We start from the raw sequence: 21,727 nt of genomic DNA on the forward strand, positions 1-21,727 counted from the left end.
CACATGGACTTTTTAGCACAAATGAAAAGCTATATTGAAGATAGTGTGCAGCTATATAAAACCCCTTTGTCTGTCAGCATGCTAAAAGATGGGAATGACATTGCTATAAGAACGGCGCCCGGTTCTGCTGCTGATCGGTATGTATCGGGCCAGAAAACACATTCGTTTCAATTCCAGATTCTAACCAGGCACGAAACAGACAAAACGGCTTATGATGCGCTGCAGGATATCACAAACGAAATAGACGGACTGACAAACGGGACCATTACCAGCTGTAACGGCTCTTTTATTTTCAATCAATGCGAAGTGTATACGCTGCCAAACTTTGTTGAAGAAACAGATCATGGCGAAAGCATTTATACGGCCATGTTTAGGGCAGAAATTTATTTATAGGAGGTTTTGAGCATGGCAGATGAAGGCTTGCTTGTTCAATCCAAACATCAATTTGAACTCGGTGTAGGAGAAGACGAAACGGAAGGCACAACGATTTTTGAACGCCTGGCAGCAGGTTTTAACAACTTTGAACCAACACCAAACGAGGACACAGACCAAACGCAATATTTAGATGGGGAAGGTTTTGCAACTACCACAGTAATGGGTGCCCAGCTTACTTTGTCTTTTTCCGGGCATCGTTATTTTGGGGATGCGGCCCAGGATTATATTTTTTCTAAACAAATGGAAATAGGGACAGATCGCGAAACTGAATTTCGTTGGACGTTACCAAGCGGTGAAGTTTTTGAAGGGCCATGCACTATTGCCATTATTGAAGGGCCTGGCGGTGATGCAAACTCAAAAGGTGAAATCACGGTTGAAATTCACTTTAACGGCAAACCGGAATATACACCAGCATCATAAATAAAGAGGGAAGCTTTTAGCTGCTTTCTTTTTTTGAACAAAAAAAAGGAGCGTGAACGAAATGGCGACAATTAAAGTCGATTTTGACCAACCCTATGATGAATTTGAAATATGCGGGGAAACTTACAGGGCGTATTACGATGACGACAGCTTAAGAAAATATGAAAAGATCGCAGACAAGTTTTATAAGGAATCCAAGAAAAAAGGGGACATTGCCAAAATGTCTGCCCAGCAAAAGAAATCGCTGGAAAATAAACAATATAAAGCGATTGAAGAAACTATTGAAGGCTTTTTTGGTGAAGGTTCTTTTAAACCGATATACGAAGCCAGCGGCAGATCAATGCTGAACATTACCCAGGTGCTGGAAGCTGTTTTTGAATGGCTGAATAGTAAGGTGCAAAACGTAAATAAGAAAGCTGCCGAATACTACACAAAAAGCAGCTGATAAGCCATGAAGCTAACAGACCGACATGAAGACATGATTGCCTTTCAAGGCAAAGAATACAAGTTAGGGCTTTATTATGACGTGGTTTTACGTTCTTTTGAATTACTGAAAGATGCACGGTTCAACGACATGCAGAAGTTAGACATTATTCTGGACATGTTTGTCATAAACCATGAAGACTTGAGAACCCTGGACGTAGCGACCAAGGCAAAATTCGTTGAAACTATATTTCAACGTTTCGTTCATGAACTGGATCAGGAAGACGAACAAGAAGAAGACAACCAAGCTGCAGCAAGTTCCAACGGAAAAAAATTATATGACTTAGAGAAGGACGCAGAGTACATCTATGCGTCTTTTTTATTTGACTACGGGTTGGACCTGTTCGAACAGCAAGGAAAGCTGCATTGGAGAAAATTTAAGGCCTTGCTTTCTAGCTTAAGTGAAGATTCTAAATTTAAAAAAGTGGTTTCAATCCGTGCTGAAAAGTTACCAGCGCCAACCAGACACAATGCGGACTATAGAAAGCGTTTGTTGGAATTGAAAAGCATTTACCGGCTGGAAGATACACAAAACGTTGAAGACATTGACCGACAATTTGACCAGCTGGCGGCATCGTTGCGGCCTACAAAAAGGTAGGTGAAAGCATGGCAGACGGTAAAGTTGTTATAGATGCAGAATTTAATAAGAATAAGGCAGAAAAAGACGCCAAAGGTTTTCAGAAGTCGGTTGAAAATGTAGGAAAGAAAGCCAAAAGTGTTGGTAAGAACCTTACGAAATATGTAACAGCGCCACTGGCTGGACTTGGAGCAGCAGCGTTTGTTGCTGCCAATGATTTGGATAAAGCATATAAAGATATCCAAACAGCAACCGGGACCACTGGGGACGAACTAGAAGGTCTAAAAGAAGATTTTAAAACTGTATTTGAAGACGTGCCAAACAGTGCAGACGAAGTTTCCGGAGCACTAGGGAATTTAAATACCTATACCGGCGCAACCGGTGAAACGCTGCAGGATTTAACCAGAAGCGTGTTAGATGCTTCCCGTTCGCTTGGTGAAGATGGGGTTGCCAATTCTCAGGCATTTGGACAGGCTATGGAACAATGGCAGCGGCCGGCAGAAGATGGTCCTGACATTATGGATAAATTGTTCGTTGCAACCCAGGATTATGGCGTAGGTCTGGGGGAACTCACAGGATATTTAAATGAATATGGTTCTGTGTTAAAGAATGCTGATTTTACTATGGAAGAATCAGCAGACCTTTTCGGGCGTTTGCAAGCGTCTGGTATTTCCGTTTCAAGAGTTATGCCTGGCTTAAATATGGCCTTTCGAAACTGGGCCGAAGAAGGAAAGAACAGCCGGGAAGAGTTTGATAAAACCATAACCAAAATGCAGGAAGCAGAAACAGAGACAGAAGCATTAGCCATAGCAACAGAAGCATTCGGTGCAGAAGGTGCTCAGCGTCTGACAACGGCCATTAGAAATGGCACCATTCCTTCACTAGATAAGCTAGGGGACGCGCTGGAAGGCTCAGAAGGCGCGGTGCAAAAGAACGCAGAAGAAACCATGACTCTGGCTGAACGGTGGGCCAAACTGAAAAACCAGGCGACAACCAGTCTAGAACCCATAGGACAAATACTTTTAAACCTGGCAGAAGATGCAATACCACCTTTATTGGATGCATTGCAACGGGCAGCAGAATGGTTTGACAACCTTTCACCAGCTGCACAACGAACAACCATGATTATTGGTGGCTTAGTTGCAGCTTTGGGGCCAGTTGTAACAGCCGGTGCTATGGTTATTAATGTTTTTGCCAACCTGGTTAAGAATCTTACCCCGTTGATCTCTATCCTTAAAAAAGTATCCGTTGCTTTAAGGTTAGGGCCGATTTTTGCGGCTATGACTGGACCAATAGGGCTTGTCATTGCTGCTATTGCCGCACTAGCAGCCGGGCTTGTAATGGCTTATCAGAAGTCAGAGACATTCAGAGAAATTGTCAAGAGCGTCTGGGAGTCCATAAAAGCTGGATGGCAGGCAACTATGGCATTTTTTACAGAAACCCTGCCTTTGTGGGTAGAAAATATAGTGACCTGGTTCCAGAATTTATGGGAACAGGCGGTAGAAATTTTTAATGGGTTTAAAGAAGCACTGGTCAGCATCTGGCAAGCTATAAAGACCGCAGTAATGACAGTGGTCATGAACGTGGTAAACACAGTGCTTTTATACTTCCAAAATATGCGAGATGGCCTTTCTCAAATTTTTACGGGATTGACCGAATTTTTCACTGGAATATGGGAAGTTATCAAAAATATTTTCCTGGGAGCCGTCCTCTTAATCCTTGACCTGGTAACGGGCGATTTTGAGAGCTTACGAAACCATGCCCAGGGAATCATGGAAAATTTGAAAAACGCATTTAGTCAAATTTGGTCAGGGATAAAAAATATATTTTCAGGTGCCGTAAAAGCTGTGCTTGGATATGTGCGGACCGCCTGGGAACAGTTGAAAACCAATACAACCAACACTTACAACAGCGTGAAAGATTTTATTTCTACTTCCTGGGAAAATATCAAAAGTTTTATAAGTGAAGCAGCAAGCAATATTTTAAGCACTGTACAAGAAAAATTCCAGGCGCTTGTGGATGCAGTCAAAGAACGGATGGGCAACGCAAAAGACAATGTAGAAGATATCTGGAACCAGGCGCAAGAATTCCTGGAAAACATCGACCTTGTAGAGATTGGTAAAAACATCATACAGGGATTAATTGATGGTATCGGTTCAATGGCGTCTGCTGTTTGGGAAACCGTAACGGGCATTGCTAACGATGTGAAAGACGCGGTTGCCGGTGCACTTGATGTCCGTTCACCTTCTCGCGAATTAATGGAAATCGGCGGTTATACCGGGGAAGGTTTTGAAGTCGGACTTGATAAGAGTGTGCCAGACATCTTAAAGAAAGCAGACCAAATGGCAGAAGCAGCAAAGCCAAATGTAAAACCAGGAAGCATGGAAAGTGTCGGCGGTGCTGCTGCAGCGTCTGCAAAAGGAAGCGCTGGCGGTGGTACACAACCTATTAATTTGGTTGTAAATGGCCGGGCGTTGGCGTCTGTTTTAGTGGATGATATTAACCGAATGCAAGGTGACCAGATTATTGATAACAATGTTTTAAGGGGCTCAATATAAAATGCTGACAATCGAACGGAAAAACGGTGACAGTTATGTATTAGATAATTACATGAGAATAAAAGATTTTGATATAGGGTTCCCGGACATCGACACACAAAAGGCGACTATTGAAGGCGTTGACGGTTACATGGACCGGGGCACCAGGTATGAAGGGCGAATCCTTACCATTGAAGCGGACATGCTGAAAGTTCCTGCTGAATTTGAGGAAGGCAGAAACCAAATTTTTCGTATCTTCAAGTCAAAAGAAGAGTTTTATTTAATCGACAGCAAAGAACCGTACCGACGTTGGGTTGTGAAGATGGCAAGCGGTTTTAATATGCCCAGGGAAACGCCTTTATTCACTAGCTTTACCATTGAGCTGGAATCAAGGCTTTCTTATGCAGAATCCATTGACCAACAAACCCAAACCTTCACCAGTTCTTCTTTCACAGTGACCAATAACGGGGATTCGGTTATAAATCCCCGTTCCTGGAACACACCAATGACCATAACATTAAGGAATATACGGGGCGGCATTCGTCTGGAAAACACAACAAACGGCAGCGTATGGGAATATGAAGTGCCAGAATATATAAGCACTAGCATTGACGATTGGGAACAAGGGAGCCTGGGGCAAAGTACAGGTAGCGAAATAGATTCTGATACAAGGATAAGGACAAAAGACTTTTTGCGCGTAAACCCTGGAGCTACCTATCATCTTGAAATTGATAGTGATTTTAGGTTTTTGCTACACGAATATGATGAAAGCCTTCAATCTATTGAAAATCACGGATTTAATCAAATATTAATATTCACAACAAAAGAAGATACAAAAGTTATTCGTTTGGGTGTTAGAAAGTACCCTGACGGTCAGGATATTACACCAGATGAAATAGAAAACGTGAGTTTCTTCTATATGGAAACAACTGTTGTAATAGATGGAGTTAAATCTGAAATAGGGGATAAATCCATATTCAGAGAAACGAACGGCGGCCTTATATCCCTGGAAGAAGGCGACAATGATTTTGAGGTTGAAGGCATGGGAAGTAATACAGAAATAGAATTTGAATTCAAAGAATACACGCTTTAAAGGGGTGTTAGTGCTTGAAAAAAATACGGGGCGACTTTTGGAAAGAAATTGATGATTATCATAAGCATATAGAAGAGAATTACCCCCAGGACGGGGAAGATTTTGTCATACCAGATCGTGACGAAATGGAAGGTTTGCTTGATTTAGGCATTGCTATGAATTTAAAGGATTTTGAGCAAGCAGAAGACATCATAAATGACTATGACTTTCCATTTGAGCTGATTCATTGGCAAGATTCAAGTAATAATGAAGCTGTTTATTATATGGTGCGTGAACGGTGGAGAGAAGGCATACACAGGGGCTGGGGCTGCTATGTTTGGGCCAGGGACCCCAAGTATAAATGGACCGTACAAGTTACACATCCTATATTTGATGAAAACACACATGATGTAGGCGCCCGTTTTTTCCAAAAGGGCGCTTATTCATTGTTTATGCATGGTTCACATCGTTACAGTTGGCCTAGAGCAAACGACCAAGAAGGAAGGTTTTCTGATCGCATAACATATTCAGATCCCAGCGGAACTGATTTTATACCCATGCTTGCTTTTCAAATATCGAATTCTAGGGATGACATGACCTTCTTCCAGGTACATGGATTCACCAAAAGCGGTGACAATGGCCGGGATGACTACCCAGGTGTTATTGTTTCCGAAGCGTCCCCGGCATCCCCGGATTCTTCCAGGGCCAAGGCAATGGCACAAGAATTAAGAAAAACGCGGTTAATGCCTGGTCTTTATCACTTTAATAATTTTGCTGGAGGCCATGATAGTGGCGAAGTAGAAGGTGACCACGAATACAGCGACCTGGGGGCCGAAACAAACCGGGGTGCTGCCTGGACGAATTCATTTTTTAAAGAGCAGGGGCATTTTATTCACCTGGAAACAGAAACAGTCTTCCGATTAAACGCGCCACAATTTACGGCAGATGCATATTACAAGGCGGCCAGTAAAGTGTACCCTAGAATGGACACATGGTTATATAGAGGGCGTGAAGTAAAAACCAGGCCATTAACAGCGCGTTTCAGTGATGCAGACCCGTCCACTTTAAGGGTATATTTAAGTGGCCCCGTTAGTGATGCTGGGGACCATACAACGTGGGATTCTGATTTAACAATACAAGACGGCGGCGTACGAGTTGAAGACGCCGGTTTTACAGTTGTCTTTGACATTGACCCGGACAGCGTAACAAGGGGCGCTTCCCATTATATTCAATATACCGGCAGCGGCGTTGATAAGTTTGGCGACCCTATTTCAAACGATGAAATCATATATGTAGAAGGAATAGGTGAAGAGGATCTTTTCACTGGAATAAATACGCCTTCCAGTCGCGTGAGAAAGAATCAAGACACATTCCCTATTGAAGATACAACGGACTGGATACAATGTTCTGGGGCAAACATTATTAGAACCCGGCCAAACCATCCGACCTTATACCGGCAGCATGAAGGTTCTGTCATGTTGTTTAAGAATCGCAGTAGCATGTATTCATCAACCTTTTTTGCTAAAAACGTAGACCCACAGCCAGAATTATGGTTTAGAGCTGAAATATTTGTTGATGAAAATTACATTGTGCAGGAAGGCGATTCCATTTATTTAGGGCGCATTGTAGAAAGTGAAGACAACAATGAAGACGGCGCCAGGCTGAACATGCGGAAATATATTGATGAAGAAGATGAATATTACGGCGAGGTACACTGGCAAGTTCGCGGTGCTGGTGGTTCTTCCACATTCCCAAATGAAAATACCAGGGTTAAGTTCGGGAAATGGCAAACCGTTGAATTCTGTGTAAGGGGTGGGACGGCTGACTATGAACTGTGGATTGACGGTGAACAAGTTGCTGTTCGGGAATTATCCAGTAATGCAGACACATTTAGTCATTTACGAATAGGTGTTAACTATATGCAATCCCTGGACACGGATAATGGAGATTTCTATATGACTGGCGTCATGATATCAACAAGTCGGTTTGGTGTACGGGAATCTTACGATAAAATCCAATTGCCCATGCCATTGACTGAAATACGCAGAATTATTTCTAATTCTACTAACACCAACGTACAAACAGAACCCGTTTATGATGTAGAAGTAGCAGTGCCCCTGGCCATGAATGGCGAAAATATCAAAATACGGGCTGAAATTTACAATGAAGAAGCAGACAACCTACTTTCAATAGATGAAAGCGGCTATGTGCCCCATAATGAAGGTTCAGTTGAGATTGAATTAACTGAACCACTAGAAGAAGGCAGAACGCTGGTTCTTACAGCCATTGGAGAAACAACCGGGACGGAAAGCGAGCCAAACATTATTCACTATTCCAAGCTAGAAGAAGAAAAGCTGCCCCCAGAAATGGAATATGACACTATGGTTGTAGTAGACCAGGATGGAAACGTGGAGGCGTTAAGTGAAATAGAATGGGACACAGTAGAAAGAAAAAGAAGGAAAAGTGATGAGTTTTCATTAAAATTTGTTGCTCCAAAAAGGCCAGGAAACAAGCACAGCTATAAAATGCTGAAAGAAGAAAATTTTGTTTTGCTGGATAATGAGAAATACAGGATAAAAAGGGTGCTGGAATATACCGTCAACGATAACCCTATAAAAGAAGTACAGGCGCGGCACTCTTTCTTTGATATCATTTCAGATTATCAAGAAAACATTTTAAACGGTACCATTCCTTTAAGCGCTGCATTAGATCATGCACTAGGGCCAACAGATTATGATTTTAAAGTGGTAGATGAAGAAGACATTGACAGCCAAACCTTTGAAAATTTTGGTGATGATAACTGCGGCGCATTGTTTGATAAAATTATTGAAAGATACGGAGTAGAATACATTATTGAAGGCCGAAAAGTAATAGTAGGAAAACAGCTGGGAAAAGTGGCAGACGCCCAGATCAGACACGGTCACAACTTGAACACAATGGAACACCATTTTGATACATCCAAATTAACAACCTACGTTGAAGGATATGGGGAAGTGGACGAAGAATCAGAAGAACCCCTTGTCTATGCTTTCTATATATCGCCAGAAGCAGACAAATATAAGGACGATAACGGACGTATTAAATTAAGGCACTCTAAGATCATTCGGGATGCGCGTTACACTTCCGATGACACATTGAAAGAACGGCTGAAGCGTGAAATACAAGATGTGCCTGAATACGGTATTAAAGCCGAATATGAAGAGTTGAAACTAAACGGCATTAATGTTCACGAATTCGCCCTAGCAGACACAGTGACGGTGATTTATGAACCCCTTGACTTGAAATTAACTCCCAGGGTGGAAGAAATTATTGATTTTCCATTCTCGGAAAGATCGGATGTTATAACCCTGGGCGACTTAAGAAACGAAGCGCCGAAAATACAGTCTTCTTTTTCGCAAACGCAGCAGCAAGTAAATAATATTATGGACGATGGCGGCAATATATCACTGAATAGGAAGAAAATCTACTCAAATTCGGACGTTTACCAAGATTCAATGGGACATCACTATATAAACCCAGACGATCCCAGCAGGCGCGTTTTTATCGGTTCTGGGGGCATTGATGTTATAAAAGGAATGATTCGTGTAGAGCGTGAGGACGGTTATGAATGGATACAAGGCGGCAAGTCAAAATTGGACCTTAATATACAAGCTGCTGACCCGTCTGTCACATCCCCGGTTATTGATATAGAAAACGGCTGGTGGAGAATAAACAACACACAATACCCCTACACTTGCAATCTTTACACATTCGAACACAAGGCTAGGTATTTAAAGGTTCTGGTTCACGTGTATGTAGGCGATGGTGAAGGGCTGCTTTCAATAGAAAAAGGCGAACAGGGCGATCCTAGCGAAATATTAGCACAAGTCTCATTCACTAATACTGATTCTGTGGGTTCTGCTAGACAAGAAGAAATAACCATTGATTTAGGGGATGCGACAGGCAACAGGGATGAATTTTACGTGCGTCTTCAATCGGTTGATGGATATGACGTTTACGCCAGGGTAGTTAGAAGATGGCTGACAGACTTTGACGAGGAGAGCTGGGATGATATAGAAGGAGGCGCGGAAGATCCGGAAAATGAATCATAGGGGGGAAATCACTTGATTCTGCTATATTGCAAAGTAAATGAAAAAGGAAAGATCATAAATTCCCTAGCCTGTAATGCTGAAAGGCCGGCTGTTCCCAAAAAGAAATATGATTATGTTTTCAAACTGGACAGCTGGACGAGCGCCAGGAATGTAAAAAATATGTATGTAAAAGATGGGAGACTGGTTAATGAAACGTAAAAGAGCTCGCACGGGGACGTATAAAGAAGTTAATGAGGTTTTAGAGGAGAGATAAAATGATGGAAACAAGCATGAAAGTAATGGCCGCCTCTGGCACGGCAATTGTTTCTTTTTTATGGGGGGAATGGTCGTTGCTGTTGAATGTCCTATTGGCTTTAGTAGTGATTGATTACTTGACAGGACTAGCTGCAGCTTATAAAGAAGGAGAACTAAATAGCAGAACAGGCCTTTTTGGAATAGCCAAGAAGGCTTTTATTTTTGTCATTATTGCTGTTGGAAACCTTATTGATGTAGTGCTTTTGGAAACGGGAGCGCGCGACGAGCCAGTGATTTTTACTGCAGTGGTTGTGTTTTATGTGGTTAATGAAGCAATTAGCATTACTGAAAACGCCGGTCGTATGAATATGCCTTTGCCAGATAAACTATTATCTGCAATCAAAGTACTGAAAAGTAAAAGTGATGAGCAAAACGATAAAGACAGGAGTGCTTAAAATTGAAAATAGAAGACTATGGGTTATCATTTGGCAATCTGTCTGATTTGCCTAAATCTAAGGTAGAGAAAGTGGTTATTCATCATTTTGGTGCTGGAAGTAATTATGGTATTAAAAATGCTCACCGTGATCACAGCAGCTCCAGAAGAAATAATGCCGGTATCAGTCAGGGTCTCGGATATAATGGTGCTGTAGACACTGATGGAACTAAAGTCAAAGGTCGTATGTGGAAGCAGGGTGCTCATTGTAGGGGGCACAACCAAAATTCATTTGGCCTTGTTACGCCAGGAAACTTTGATAATATCAAGCCAACCGAAAAAGTATTAGAAAGCATGGCAGAATTTACAGCATGGGTGTTGAAAGAATGTAATTTACCTTTAAACAGCAAGACTGTAGTTGGCCATAGGGATGTAGGAACAACAAGCTGTCCAGGTGAAAATTTTGATATGTCTAGTTTTAGAAATCGAGTTAAAAAATACATGGAAGGTGTTTCTTCTTCTACAAGTAATGGCTTACTGAGAAGAGGAGACTCTGGCTCAAAAGTAAAGCAGCTGCAGGAAGATTTGCTTGAAGTAGGAGGGGAACTTCCAGATTTCGGTGCGGATGGGGATTTTGGTAAAGAAACGGAAGATGCAGTAAAGGCGTTCCAGGCACGATATAACTTAACGGTCGATGGAATTGCTGGTCCTAAGACATTAAGTAAACTAGAGGAGGTATTAAATGATATGGCTGAACAAAAACCGAATGAGAGCCACAAAGAAGCATGGCAAAAGGCAACAGAGAAGGATATATTCAACGGAAGAGACCCACGAAAACCGATTACTCGTGAACAAGTAGCGACTGTATTAAACCGTCTAGGGTTACTAGACAAATAAAAAGAGGGGCGTTATGCCCCCTCTTAAAATTGAAAATAATTCCCTTGTATAGTGAATTATTTTATGCTTCCCCGCAGTTGCTCCCAAAATACTACCTTTGATCGTCTATTGTAGCATCACTATTATTTTCCGATAACTCGGATAGTGGATCGTAGGGAGGACCAAATTGAGTTCCCACTAATAAAGCAATGTCTACGAAATTTTCAGGAATACCCCATGAATTTCCTGAGAAAACAAAAATAGCTCTATCTAGCACCCAGCCACGTGTATTATATACAACATTATTAATGATATCCCCGGTTGTGTTGGGATTTAAATAAGCAGGCTGCCGAAGCGAATAGAAGGTATTCCCCTCTATTAATAGATTTGACATATTGTTTGCTAGTGTGACAATTCCACGATTTACTACCCATCCACTTGATGGTGGTGCTTGTTCCGGACCAAAAATAGTGTTATTTAATATCCTATGGTCACTACCACCAATTCGAATAAATTCCCTAGGGTATGGTATATCACTTGTCATAGTTAACCCTTCAAGAGTTATTCCGGTTCCTGTCACTGAGAAAGGAATAACACTCGCCTGTAACTCGATCATATTGCCTGGATAACCCAGTAGAGTGATTCCTTGTTTGTTTACAGTAATCGTGGACACAATTGGATAGGTCCCTTCTAATATATGAACTGTCCCAGTTGGAGCTACTGCAGTGACTCCTTCCTGAATGGTTCCAAATGGGTGTTCCTGACTTCCATCTCCATCAACTTCCCCTGCCCTTACATAAATGTTAAAAGGATCAACGGTAATCTGTGCTACTGCATTTAAAGCTCGATTTGTTACTTGTAAGGTAGTGATATTCGTTGCAGTAACTCTTGTAATGATGATTCTATAGGTGTGTGTGCCTGGTGGTGGTGTGTCAACCCATGTGATGTTGGGCATGAAACTTTCTGATGTTGTTGTATTGGAGGAAAATGTTCTGGTCTGAATCGTTGGTGCAGTTGTTAAAGTAGTAGGACTGGTACCTAACCTTACTAGTTGGTAACTTACATTTAACGAATAATTCATAACATTTCCTGTGGAGAAAAACATTCTAAATGTTGAATCCAATTTTATTTGTTGACCTTCCGAGGTTGTTAAAGTGGGAAGGTCCATCACGATTGAAGATGTGGTAAGCATATTGACTGTATCGTTAGCTTGTGTGGTAAAGAAAGTTGAGCCAGTTCCTGGTTCTCCTGGAGGTCCTTCTGGTCCCTGGGGTCCTTCTGGTCCCTGGATTCCTTCTGGTCCCTGGGGTCCTTCTGGTCCCTGGATTCCTTCTGGCCCCTGGGGTCCTTCTGGCCCTGGTGGACATTCACATTTTTGAGGAAAAAAACTACATTGATCAGGTGGTGAAAATCTCTTAACATCATTGCTTTTCATCGTTTGTTTAGGTTGGTATTGAGGGGCTAGTTTAGGTTTTCTTAGGGCAGGAGGGTTGATTTTTTTTCGAAATTTATTATTATCTTTTTTATTCATGATCAATCTCCTCTTTTACACTTTAATACTAATTTATTTTTTGTTTTCTAATAAGTCACTAAAACTTTTAGTGATTATAAAAAATAATAGAATTGCCTATTAAGTATTTTGTTGGCCTAAAATCTTAGAGTTTAGAAAAGGAGAAAAACGGGGGAACTTTTTTATCGTTTACTTATTGTAAGAACCTGGTGCTTCCTATTGGAGGCCGCTAGTTAAGCACGTATTTGGTTTTATAAGGGTTTAGGGGGGAATTAAAAGTATGGAGGTGTTAACAGATGAAAGAAGAAATAATCGTCAATCAAACTTTCCATTCGATAAAGGCCAATAATACTGAAGATTACAAAATGAATTGTTTAAAATCTTGGATGTGTATAGAGATAATGGAAATAATTGTGCGTTAATAAGGCAGGTACAACCGGTTAATGGTAATGAATTTATTGTTATGGTTGAAATGAATGAGGAGCAGAATAGTTAATCTGATAGCCTTCCGCCAAGCCCTAGTTGAATATAATAAAAATCTTACCGCTACAAACTGCTGCTGTGAGAAGTTGATTTCAATACATAGCTGGTTATTTTATTACATTAATGGGCCATTTTCCGAAATAAGGCTCTGCGCTTCTTGCATGAATAGGATTTGGCATTATATAAAATAACTATCTCCTTTACTGATTAAGAAAATCAATAAAATTTTCAGTTTATAGTTCTTAAGTGAACGTATGAATAGCGAAACGATGAAGAAACTGCGAAAATAGAAGCAGGCACTAGAAAGCAATTTATCCATTCAGAAAGGGTGAAAAATGATGGGTCACTTTATTGAGGATTTCTTCAAACGAATTCAATATCAAGGTAGTCAAGATGTCCAATTTGATGATTTACCGAAGTTAATGTTCCAATTCGCAAAGAATGTACCTTTTGAAAATATAGATATTATACAAAGGAAAGACATTGAGATTAATGCTGATAATGTAAAAAGAAAAATCATCGATCAGTCTCGTGGTGGGCTGTGTTATGAGCTGAATCCGATGTTTTATTACTTCTTACAAGAACGTGGTTTTGATGTTCAGATGGTTCCTGCAACTGTATCAGGAAACCACCCGGAAATCATTGAAACGCATGTAACCATTGTGCTAAAGAAAAATGATCAACAGTATTTGATAGATGTTGGTTTTGGTGCTAATCACGCATTACAACCTATCCCTTTCTCAGGAGAATTTGTGACCTCTTTGACGGGAGAATACCGCGTCAAACATGATAAGACTGAAGCGGGTGAATATGTTCTTGAAAAGTATCGTTGTGAAAAATTAGAAGCAAGCTACTCCTTTTTTTTAAAGCAAATTAATGAGTCGCATTTAAACCATATGAAGGAAGTAATAATGAAACACCCACATTCACCCTTTAACCAGTCTGCTTTATTAACAAAATTAACGGATGACGGCCATACGACTCTTACAGATAAAACATTTACGATTGTGAAAGATGGCTCGAAAAATAAACAAAGCATCGATTCAATTAAGCTCAAACAACTAAGTATTAGCCAATTTGGAATTGATGTGGGGGATATTTGATGGTCTATATGAGCCGTAAGCCGATACTACGTGATGAAAACTGATTTAGAAGTGATACGGTTGTGGCGAAGATGTACTTGGGGATGACTAAATATAGTAGATACATGGAGATTAAATTCAACTAAAGGGTACTAAAACAAATTTACTCTTCTAGATATCTCGAATTCGTGTCTTAAAGAAAAATGGAGCTTTTGTTTATATATTAAATGCTGCTTACGGTAGGAAAGGAAGGTGTTTGAAGTGGAAGACAGCTTTTATTTAATTAACGCATTTACTAAAGATCCGTTTAGGGGAAACCCTGCAGCAATTGTTTTATTGAATGAAGAAAAGTCAGATGAATGGCTGAAATCCTACGCTCAAGAGATTAATCAACCAATAACAACCTTCGTAAAAAAAGATCAAGAAGGTTACAACCTAAGATGGTTTACACCCGTAAGTGAAATTGCTTTATGCGGACACGGAACCTTAGGAGCAGCAACCATATTATTTGAAGAATGTGTAAATAGTACTATTATCCAATTCAATACGGAAGCAGGTACACTTTACGCAGAGCAAACAGAAAACAAAATTAAATTAACTTTTAAGATGAAAAGTGCAGAACCAATAGAGCCTGATGATCATTTTAAATATCTAACAAATTATTCCATTAAACAACTAGCCTGGGCAGAAGATCGTTACATTATTGAATTGGGATCAGAGACCGAGGTTAATACCGCTATTCCTGACTTGGAAAGAATTAAAGAATTAGATGGCACAGGTTTGGTAATAACAAGTCGAAGCTCCGAGCCATTTGATTTTGTCTCAAGGTATTTTGCTCCTAAGATTGGCATAAGTGAAGACTATGTCACTGGATCTGCACATTGTGCGTTAGCTTCCTACTGGAAAGATATTTTACAAAAAGAAAGGTTCTTAGCATTTCAGGACTCCTCCCGTGGTGGAGAAATTGAAATGAACATTAAAGGAGACAATGTAGAATTAATTGGTGATTGTGTAACTTTAATTAAAGGAAATTTTCATAAAAGAGTTATTACATAATCGGGGGCTTTTCTGTAATCAAACTATTGTAAATCAGACTAAAAAACGATCTTCCACTAACGGAGCGCTTTAATGGAATAAGCATAAAGCAAGTAAACCAATAAAATCGTTATATTTTGCATTTGAAAACTGACCTGAAGACAATTAAAAAGCTGCTGAGTAATTCGCTCAACAGCTCATTGTTAAAAATATCTTTAATTAGTTTTTTACAGGATCATTGTTCTTTTTCAGGTTATTAATTTTTCTGTCTGTAGCAAAGAAGGCAACTAAACCAATGCATATAGAAGAGATTGCGATGATAGGTGTTTTGTGTGCATTTGGATCGGTGAATTGCAATATACCAAAGGTAATCGCTCCTATACCATGTGCCACTAACCAAACGATAAGAAAATATTTAAGGTAGAGCCATTTGTTCATGTTCATTCACCTCTCTTATTGAGAATGTATCCAGTACAGCCCTCCTGAGTTAGTGAATCTCATTCGAATACCAGTATCTCCAGCGTTTGCCGAAGTGACAGCCCCGGCTCCAATGGCAGCGATGCCTGCAAGAACTCCAGACGGGAGGGAATGTGCCCCAGGGATAATTGCTGCTATCGTTGCAGCACCTGATCCAGCTGACAATGCCCCGGCTAATTGATCTGACTTACAAGAATCTAAATATATGACGACATCATACCAATTGTCGTTGATTCCATTTACTCCACCACAACTAGAAAGGGCAGATACGTTGTTATTGTCTATATTATTTTGCAATTCATCATTCGTGTTTTTAATATCTTGACTTGTTCTTTCTACAAGAGATTCATCTACTCCATCTTTTAAGGCTTCTTCTTCATCAAATTCTATGTAATCTCCTTCGGCATTTATGTATGGTCTAATTTCCTCAGCTTCTTCTTCAATCTTTTTTAATTCATCTTCATTTAAATCTGGTGCCTCTGGTTCTGTTGTTTCAGCGTTCAAGTTCTGTGGAACAACCATCATAATAACAGCGATCAAAGTACAAATCCAACCTACCACATTTTTCATAAATCCCCAACCCCTTTTCATACATATTGGTTTTCTTCAAGTTAATGTGTAGAGAAAACAATTTGACAGTTAAAATTTTACATTAGGTGAATGCAGTATTTAACCCTTTTATTTAATTAAGAAATAAGTTAGGATATAGGGATTTCCATAAAAAGGATTTCAAAATCAGGAGCTTTGTTATGGGGGAATTAAAGGGAAACTTTTTTGGGTAGAGATGAGGCAGAAATTCATCATTTCTGTCGCATTTTTTTACACTTATATGTGTTCGCCCCCTTTTATTGAAATGATGATTGTATTATTAATTATCACAGTACTGTTGTTAATTGCTGTTCCTAATATGGTCACTAATAATAATGTTGCTCAGTCTAAAGGCTGTGACGCAACGATTCAATTATTAGAGGCTCAAATAGGAGCTTATGAAGTGGAGTTTAATGAACCACCTGAATCGTTGGAAGCCCTGAAAGAAGAAAATTATGTAGATCGAATTGTATGTCCTGATGACTCAGAATTAATTATGATAGATGGAAGTGTACAGAAAGCAGAGGAATGATTAATAACTTATTAAATAGTAAAGGGCACACATTAGTAGAGATGCTGATTGTTCTGCTTATCATTACAGCAGCAATCGGCATTCCTCTGCTATCATTCCAGTCTCTCAATGAAAAAATCTCTACAAATCATTTTTTAGATCTCCTTGCTGAAGACATCAAATACGCTCAGCAATTTGCTTACGCTAATGAAAAGTTCGTGTATTTTAATACCCAAAAAAATTATTATTACGTGAGACAATCAGAGATGACAGCAGCTCCATTGAAAAAAAGAAAGATTCCTGATGGGATAAAAATGGAAACTGGTACGCTGGCGTTGCATGAGGTGGCTTACAATGTTAACGGGAATATTAGAAAACCGGGAACTATATTAATAAACACCCCAAAAGGAAAATATAGACTTGTGTTCTTGCTGGGTAAAGGACGGTTTTATCTTGAAGAACGATGAAAAAGGCTTAACGTTATTAGAGGCCGTAGGAGCCTTAAGTCTTCTCATATTTTCTGTTCTCTTTCTGCTTCCTGTCTATTCCTTAATATTAAGTGAGCAAGAGACCATTTTACAAGAAAGAAAGGCTCTTTATTTACTGGAAAAGAAAGCTCTTTCTTTACAAGAAAATAATTTTGAAAATTCTTGGTATAGAAAGGAGTACCAATTTCATTCTGAACATAAAGAAGGGGGAAGGGAACTTTGCATTAACTGGAAAGGAGAGAACGAGAGGGCATATGAAAAATGTATTTTCGTATTGCACAAAAATGCAGGGGATGACACTAATTGAAGTATTAATTGCATTAATAATAACCATGATATGCTTCAGCGTTATGATTTTTTATATGCCGCTGTTTAAATCTCAGTTTCTAACGCCAGCTCAAGATATTCATATGTTTTTTCAACAAATAAAAGACGATGTGAATAATACATCTCATATGGAAGTAAATGAAAAAGAGCTGGTGCTTTATGACAATGAAAATAGATATCTATACAAGCAGTCACAGTCAAACATTATTCGAAGTAAAAATGGTACGGGATATGAGATAGTGCTGCAAAACGTTAAAAAAATGGAAGCAATCTATCAGGATTACGGAGCGGACTTAACCATTACAGATGATAGTGGCGTTGAATGGGAAGCAGCATTAGGATTTAGACCCTCTGTTGACAGGAGGGACGTGGAGTGAATCAAAAAGGTGCTGTAATGCCTGTCATATTAATTATTTGCTTTATATTTTCGGCTCTGCTTTTTTTCCAATTGAATGTTTTTGTCAATGAAAAACAAAATATACGTCACGAACAGCAGGTACTAAACCTTGAATGGCTGCTAAGAAATGCGGAACAGAAATGGACAGAAGATGCAGATAAACTGAAAGAAGGGGAAGGTATTTACTATTTTTCTAATGGGAAAGTTCAATATCAAAAGATAAAAGAACGTGAAGGAGCTCTAAGAGTTGATCTTAAGGCGGAAGATGAATTAGGAAATCAAAGAAGTCATTATTTTTACATAGAAGAGAACGAAGGAGATGAGGAATAAAGATGATTTTTCAAGGCAAAAATAAAAATAATATTAATGAGTAAAGGTAGTGAAAGATGAAACCAAATCCATTTGTAAAATATATTACGCAAGAACTGGTGGAAGCAATAGATAATCGTTTAAAGAAAACACCTAATGTTTCCAGGTCAAGACACATTAATAACTTTTGGACAAGGTGGTTTGGAATTCTCCCTTATTCAGTCAGTATGGTTTTTAAAAAAAAAGAATAAGAGCAGGTACTAGGAAAAAGGTTTCATTTTTTTGGTAAATATATATTTATGATTATGCTTTCCTGTAATATAATGGACGTAGAACACCATAGGGAGTGTAATTATGGAACAAGAAACCTTAAAGTTGACGAGCGTTCTCGCAGATCCTACGCGATTTTCTATTTATCAATACATTTCTAATCGGCACACAGATGTGACAGTACAAGAAATTGCTGATACATTTGATATTCATGCCAATGTAGCTAGACTTCACTTGACTAAATTAGAAGATGTATCTCTTTTAACTTCAGAAACGAAGAAAAGTGGCAAAGGAGGACGTCCGAGCCGCTATTATGCAGTATCTGACAAAGTAGTACAAATTCAATTTCCATTTCGTGATTATCAGCGATTAGCTGAAATGGCTATGCAATCGCTTGCGAAATTTGGTAAAGAAGGAAAAAACGAGCTAAAATTGATTGGAAAAGAATTTGGCCAGGAAGCCGTACAGAATTATCTCCAATATGTAAAAAAACCAGAACATTCGTTATCTTTAGAAGAAAAAGTAGAAGTGATAAGAGGAGTAGCGGTTCAGCAGGGACTAAACCCTGACATATCATTATCTGACAATAATAAACATGTTTATTTCCGTATTTATAATTGTCCCTATAAAGGTTTAGTAAATACTCATGCAAGTTATTTATGCAGTATGCATCATGCTATGATAGAGGGAATGTTTGAAACAGTTTTTCAGGATGTGAATGTAAATGAAGAAGCTTTAATGACAACTGGAAATTTTCCTTTTTGTTCGTACAGGGCTATAAGCATTTAAAAAAGAATTAAATTATTTAAACATTTACAAGTGTTGATACCCTCATATATAATAAGTGTAGTTATTTTTTATATGTTTGTGGTAATACTATAAAAGAGCCTAACTACTGTTTTAGAGGTATACAGAAGAGGGGGGAGAATCATATGGATCGCATGTTTCGCATGATGGGATTTTGGACAGCTGTTTTTGCTATTTTATTTTTTGTTGGAGATATGTTTAGCATGGCAATCTTATTCTTTGCGCAAACAGCTGGATTTTTAGCACTCGGTTATATGAGACTTACTGAACGTATGTATATTTACATTTTTGGAGCTTATTTGACTGTTTTCTTTGTAGGATTTACTTATTATACTACCTTCTTAATGGAACCGGGCTTCCATTAATAAAAAAGTTGAATATGTTGAAAAATACATAAGCTTTAAAAAGGGGCTGTCCCATAAGTCGGTAAAAACCGATTTTTAGGGACAGCCCTTTCTTCTATCTATACATACAAAAAAATCGCCTTATCCGTTATAATGTAAGTGACCAAACCAACAAAAACGGAGGCGATTTTTTTGCGTAACTTTTCAGCTACTTTCGTTGATTATAACATGGACCAGCATGTTCTTCCAATGGATTTCAGTGATATGATCCCGAACGATCATGTAGCGCGAGTGGTAAATGACATGGTGAATCTGGTAGAGGATGACCTCTTTTTCGCTCCCTATCCAGGTGGCGGTCGCAGTGCGTACCATCCCAAAATGATGACGAAAGTGATTCTATACGCTTACACCCAAAAGCTTTATTCCTGCCGGGATATTGCGAAATCTCTGCAGGAACACCTCCCCATGATGCGGCTCGCTGCTCGGCAAACCCCCGTTTTTCGAACAATCAACCGTTTTCGATCGGAGCGAATGAAAGATATCATTCAACCGTTGTTTACCCATCTTCTACAGATCCTAATCTATCAGAACTACATCACGATGGAAAATTACTTTTTAGATGGAACGAAAATCGAAGCGAATGCCAATAAATATTCGTTCGTATGGGAAAAATCGGTAGCGCGTCGATGAAAAACTCTAAGACAAGCTAGAAGACCTGTTTGCCCATATCGAACACACCATCGCTCAAGATGAACAAGAAGAAACGCAAGAGGGAAAAAAGCGAATCACTTCCGATCAGCTAAAAGAAGCGGTGCAGATGGTGGAAACCGAGATGAAGGAAGCAGAAGAAGAGGCGGAGAAAGAAGACAATCCCGAATGAAAAAAAGAGAAGAAAGCCGAATTCCGTACGGTTCGACGCCTCCACAAAAAGATGACGACCGATTACTTGCCGCGCCTGGAAAAATACGAAAAGCAGCTGGCCACTTTTGGAGATCGAAACAGCTATTCCAAAACGGATATCGACGCCACTTTTATGCGAATGAAAGAAGACCACATGAAAAACGGTCAGCTCAAGGCCGGTTATAATATTCAAGCAGGAACGGATCAGTGAAAGCAACTACGCGTATGCAGCGGAAGAAGATATCGAAACCTTAATTCCGTACAATACCTTACGCAAAGAACAGAGTCGTACCTACCGTAAGGATCCCCAGAATGCCAGTAACTGGACGTACAATAAAAAGGACGATTGGTTTATATGTCCGAATCATCGTAAGGTTGTCTTTCATCACTATTCCCGCAGAACCGATCGATATGGATATCAAAGAGATTTCAAGATATATGAATGCGAGGATTGCAGCGATTGTCCGATCAAAGCGAATTGTACAAAGGCAAAAGGAAACCGGAGAGTCTATTATAATCCGGTGTATGAAGAACTCAAAGCAAAAGCACGATAACACCTTTGGTCTGATCAAGGAGCACCGATCTATGCCGAAAGAAAGGTAGAGGTCGAAAGTGTGTTTGGTCATATCAAGGGCAATCGGTCGTTCCGTCGATTTCACCTTCGAGGTTTAGAAAAGGTTCATATCGAATTCGGGTTGATTGCCATCGCCCACAACTTTCTGAAACAGGCGCAATGGAACCGCCTGTTTCAGTACCACAGAAAAATACGCGAAAAAGCCGGTCGTAAAAACGATTATTTCACGACCGGCTTTTTGCATTTAAGGGGCTTTTGAGACAGCCGCTTTTTATTGAAAAAAGAAATTATTTACGGAGTCCAGCTATGACCTTATGAAGGTTAGAATGTTAATATGAGTGTATGTGTAAAATGTTTCTCGAGAGATATGGGAGCTAATTTGTAGAAAAAAAAGAGAAGGCACTCTATCATAAATGTATGCTTAGCCGGCAAAAACATTTAGAAAAGAGGCCTTCTCATGCAATATA

The 21,727-nt window shown here is 39.5% G+C and carries 22 protein-coding genes and 1 pseudogene; 20 read left to right on the plus strand and 3 right to left on the minus strand.

What is annotated here, in order from left to right:
• The first annotated feature begins 3 nt into the window (after positions 1-3).
• The 10 genes from ACE1TI_RS13470 (at position 4) to ACE1TI_RS13515 (ending at position 11,179) form a co-directional block, all read left to right on the plus strand.
• Positions 4-393 (plus strand): phage tail terminator protein, encoded by a 390-nt coding sequence (locus ACE1TI_RS13470; protein WP_375008101.1) that lies wholly within the window; start codon positions 4-6, stop codon positions 391-393.
• A 12-nt stretch (positions 394-405) separates the two neighbouring features.
• Positions 406-855, plus strand: a complete 450-nt coding sequence (locus ACE1TI_RS13475) for a phage tail tube protein (RefSeq protein WP_375008102.1) — start codon at positions 406-408, stop codon at positions 853-855.
• 61 nt (positions 856-916) lie between these two features.
• A complete protein-coding gene (locus tag ACE1TI_RS13480; protein ID WP_375008103.1) occupies positions 917-1,300 on the plus strand; it encodes a hypothetical protein in 384 nt (127 codons plus the stop codon).
• Positions 1,301-1,306: 6 nt separating this feature from the next.
• On the plus strand, positions 1,307-1,936 hold the full coding sequence (locus tag ACE1TI_RS13485) for a Gp15 family bacteriophage protein (protein WP_375008104.1): 630 nt from the start codon (positions 1,307-1,309) through the stop codon (positions 1,934-1,936).
• 8 nt (positions 1,937-1,944) lie between these two features.
• A complete protein-coding gene (locus tag ACE1TI_RS13490; RefSeq protein WP_375008105.1) occupies positions 1,945-4,473 on the plus strand; it encodes a phage tail tape measure protein in 2,529 nt (842 codons plus the stop codon).
• Between the two features lies 1 nt (position 4,474).
• A complete protein-coding gene (locus ACE1TI_RS13495; RefSeq protein WP_375008106.1) occupies positions 4,475-5,545 on the plus strand; it encodes a phage tail domain-containing protein in 1,071 nt (356 codons plus the stop codon).
• A gap of 14 nt (positions 5,546-5,559) precedes the next feature.
• A complete protein-coding gene (locus ACE1TI_RS13500; RefSeq protein WP_375008107.1) occupies positions 5,560-9,615 on the plus strand; it encodes a phage tail protein in 4,056 nt (1,351 codons plus the stop codon).
• A gap of 12 nt (positions 9,616-9,627) precedes the next feature.
• Entirely contained in the window at positions 9,628-9,813 is a 186-nt protein-coding gene (locus ACE1TI_RS13505; RefSeq protein WP_375008108.1) for a hypothetical protein, read from the plus strand.
• Positions 9,814-9,869: 56 nt separating this feature from the next.
• Positions 9,870-10,304, plus strand: coding sequence for a phage holin family protein (locus tag ACE1TI_RS13510; RefSeq protein ID WP_375008109.1), 435 nt, complete (start codon positions 9,870-9,872; stop codon positions 10,302-10,304).
• Positions 10,305-10,306: 2 nt separating this feature from the next.
• Complete coding sequence (locus ACE1TI_RS13515) at positions 10,307-11,179, plus strand: peptidoglycan recognition protein family protein (protein WP_375008110.1); 873 nt, start codon at positions 10,307-10,309, stop codon at positions 11,177-11,179.
• Positions 11,180-11,270: 91 nt separating this feature from the next.
• On the opposite strand, the gene ACE1TI_RS13520 is transcribed toward ACE1TI_RS13515, so the two are convergent.
• Complete coding sequence (locus ACE1TI_RS13520; RefSeq protein WP_375008111.1) at positions 11,271-12,689, minus strand: hypothetical protein; 1,419 nt, start codon at positions 12,687-12,689, stop codon at positions 11,271-11,273.
• 800 nt (positions 12,690-13,489) lie between these two features.
• Between ACE1TI_RS13520 and ACE1TI_RS13525 the strand changes: the two genes are divergently transcribed.
• Together ACE1TI_RS13525 and ACE1TI_RS13530 are read left to right on the plus strand one after the other, a co-directional pair.
• Complete coding sequence (locus ACE1TI_RS13525; RefSeq protein ID WP_375008112.1) at positions 13,490-14,254, plus strand: arylamine N-acetyltransferase family protein; 765 nt, start codon at positions 13,490-13,492, stop codon at positions 14,252-14,254.
• 240 nt (positions 14,255-14,494) lie between these two features.
• On the plus strand, positions 14,495-15,289 hold the full coding sequence (locus tag ACE1TI_RS13530) for a PhzF family phenazine biosynthesis protein (protein WP_375008113.1): 795 nt from the start codon (positions 14,495-14,497) through the stop codon (positions 15,287-15,289).
• Between the two features lie 198 nt (positions 15,290-15,487).
• Here the strand turns inward: ACE1TI_RS13530 and ACE1TI_RS13535 are convergent, their stop codons facing one another.
• On the minus strand, positions 15,488-15,706 hold the full coding sequence (locus ACE1TI_RS13535) for a hypothetical protein (RefSeq protein WP_139185878.1): 219 nt from the start codon (positions 15,704-15,706) through the stop codon (positions 15,488-15,490).
• Between the two features lie 15 nt (positions 15,707-15,721).
• Entirely contained in the window at positions 15,722-16,315 is a 594-nt protein-coding gene (locus tag ACE1TI_RS13540) for a hypothetical protein (protein ID WP_375008114.1), read from the minus strand.
• A gap of 214 nt (positions 16,316-16,529) precedes the next feature.
• On the opposite strand from ACE1TI_RS13540, the gene comGC reads away from it, so the two are divergent.
• The 8 genes and pseudogenes from comGC to ACE1TI_RS13580 all read left to right on the plus strand — a co-directional run bounded on the left by comGC (position 16,530) and on the right by ACE1TI_RS13580 (position 21,519).
• Positions 16,530-16,865, plus strand: a complete 336-nt coding sequence (comGC, locus tag ACE1TI_RS13545) for a competence type IV pilus major pilin ComGC (protein ID WP_375008115.1) — start codon at positions 16,530-16,532, stop codon at positions 16,863-16,865.
• On the plus strand, positions 16,862-17,311 hold the full coding sequence (comGD, locus tag ACE1TI_RS13550; protein WP_375008116.1) for a competence type IV pilus minor pilin ComGD: 450 nt from the start codon (positions 16,862-16,864) through the stop codon (positions 17,309-17,311). Before comGC ends, comGD begins: the two co-directional genes overlap by 4 nt.
• 275 nt (positions 17,312-17,586) lie before the next feature.
• Entirely contained in the window at positions 17,587-18,036 is a 450-nt protein-coding gene (locus ACE1TI_RS13555) for a competence type IV pilus minor pilin ComGF (protein WP_375008117.1), read from the plus strand.
• Positions 18,033-18,386 (plus strand): competence type IV pilus minor pilin ComGG, encoded by a 354-nt coding sequence (gene comGG, locus ACE1TI_RS13560; protein WP_375008118.1) that lies wholly within the window; start codon positions 18,033-18,035, stop codon positions 18,384-18,386. Before ACE1TI_RS13555 ends, comGG begins: the two co-directional genes overlap by 4 nt.
• Positions 18,387-18,442: 56 nt before the next feature.
• A complete protein-coding gene (locus tag ACE1TI_RS13565) occupies positions 18,443-18,616 on the plus strand; it encodes a YqzE family protein (RefSeq protein ID WP_375008119.1) in 174 nt (57 codons plus the stop codon).
• A 103-nt stretch (positions 18,617-18,719) separates the two neighbouring features.
• On the plus strand, positions 18,720-19,424 hold the full coding sequence (locus ACE1TI_RS13570; protein ID WP_375008120.1) for a helix-turn-helix transcriptional regulator: 705 nt from the start codon (positions 18,720-18,722) through the stop codon (positions 19,422-19,424).
• 143 nt (positions 19,425-19,567) lie between these two features.
• Positions 19,568-19,807, plus strand: coding sequence for a DUF2626 domain-containing protein (locus ACE1TI_RS13575; protein WP_091579207.1), 240 nt, complete (start codon positions 19,568-19,570; stop codon positions 19,805-19,807).
• Positions 19,808-19,978: 171 nt separating this feature from the next.
• Positions 19,979-21,519: pseudogene (locus ACE1TI_RS13580) on the plus strand (transposase).
• Positions 21,520-21,727 lie beyond the last annotated feature (208 nt).

The organism is Alteribacillus sp. JSM 102045, from assembly GCF_041949975.1.
Lineage (GTDB): Bacteria > Bacillota > Bacilli > Bacillales > Marinococcaceae > Alteribacillus.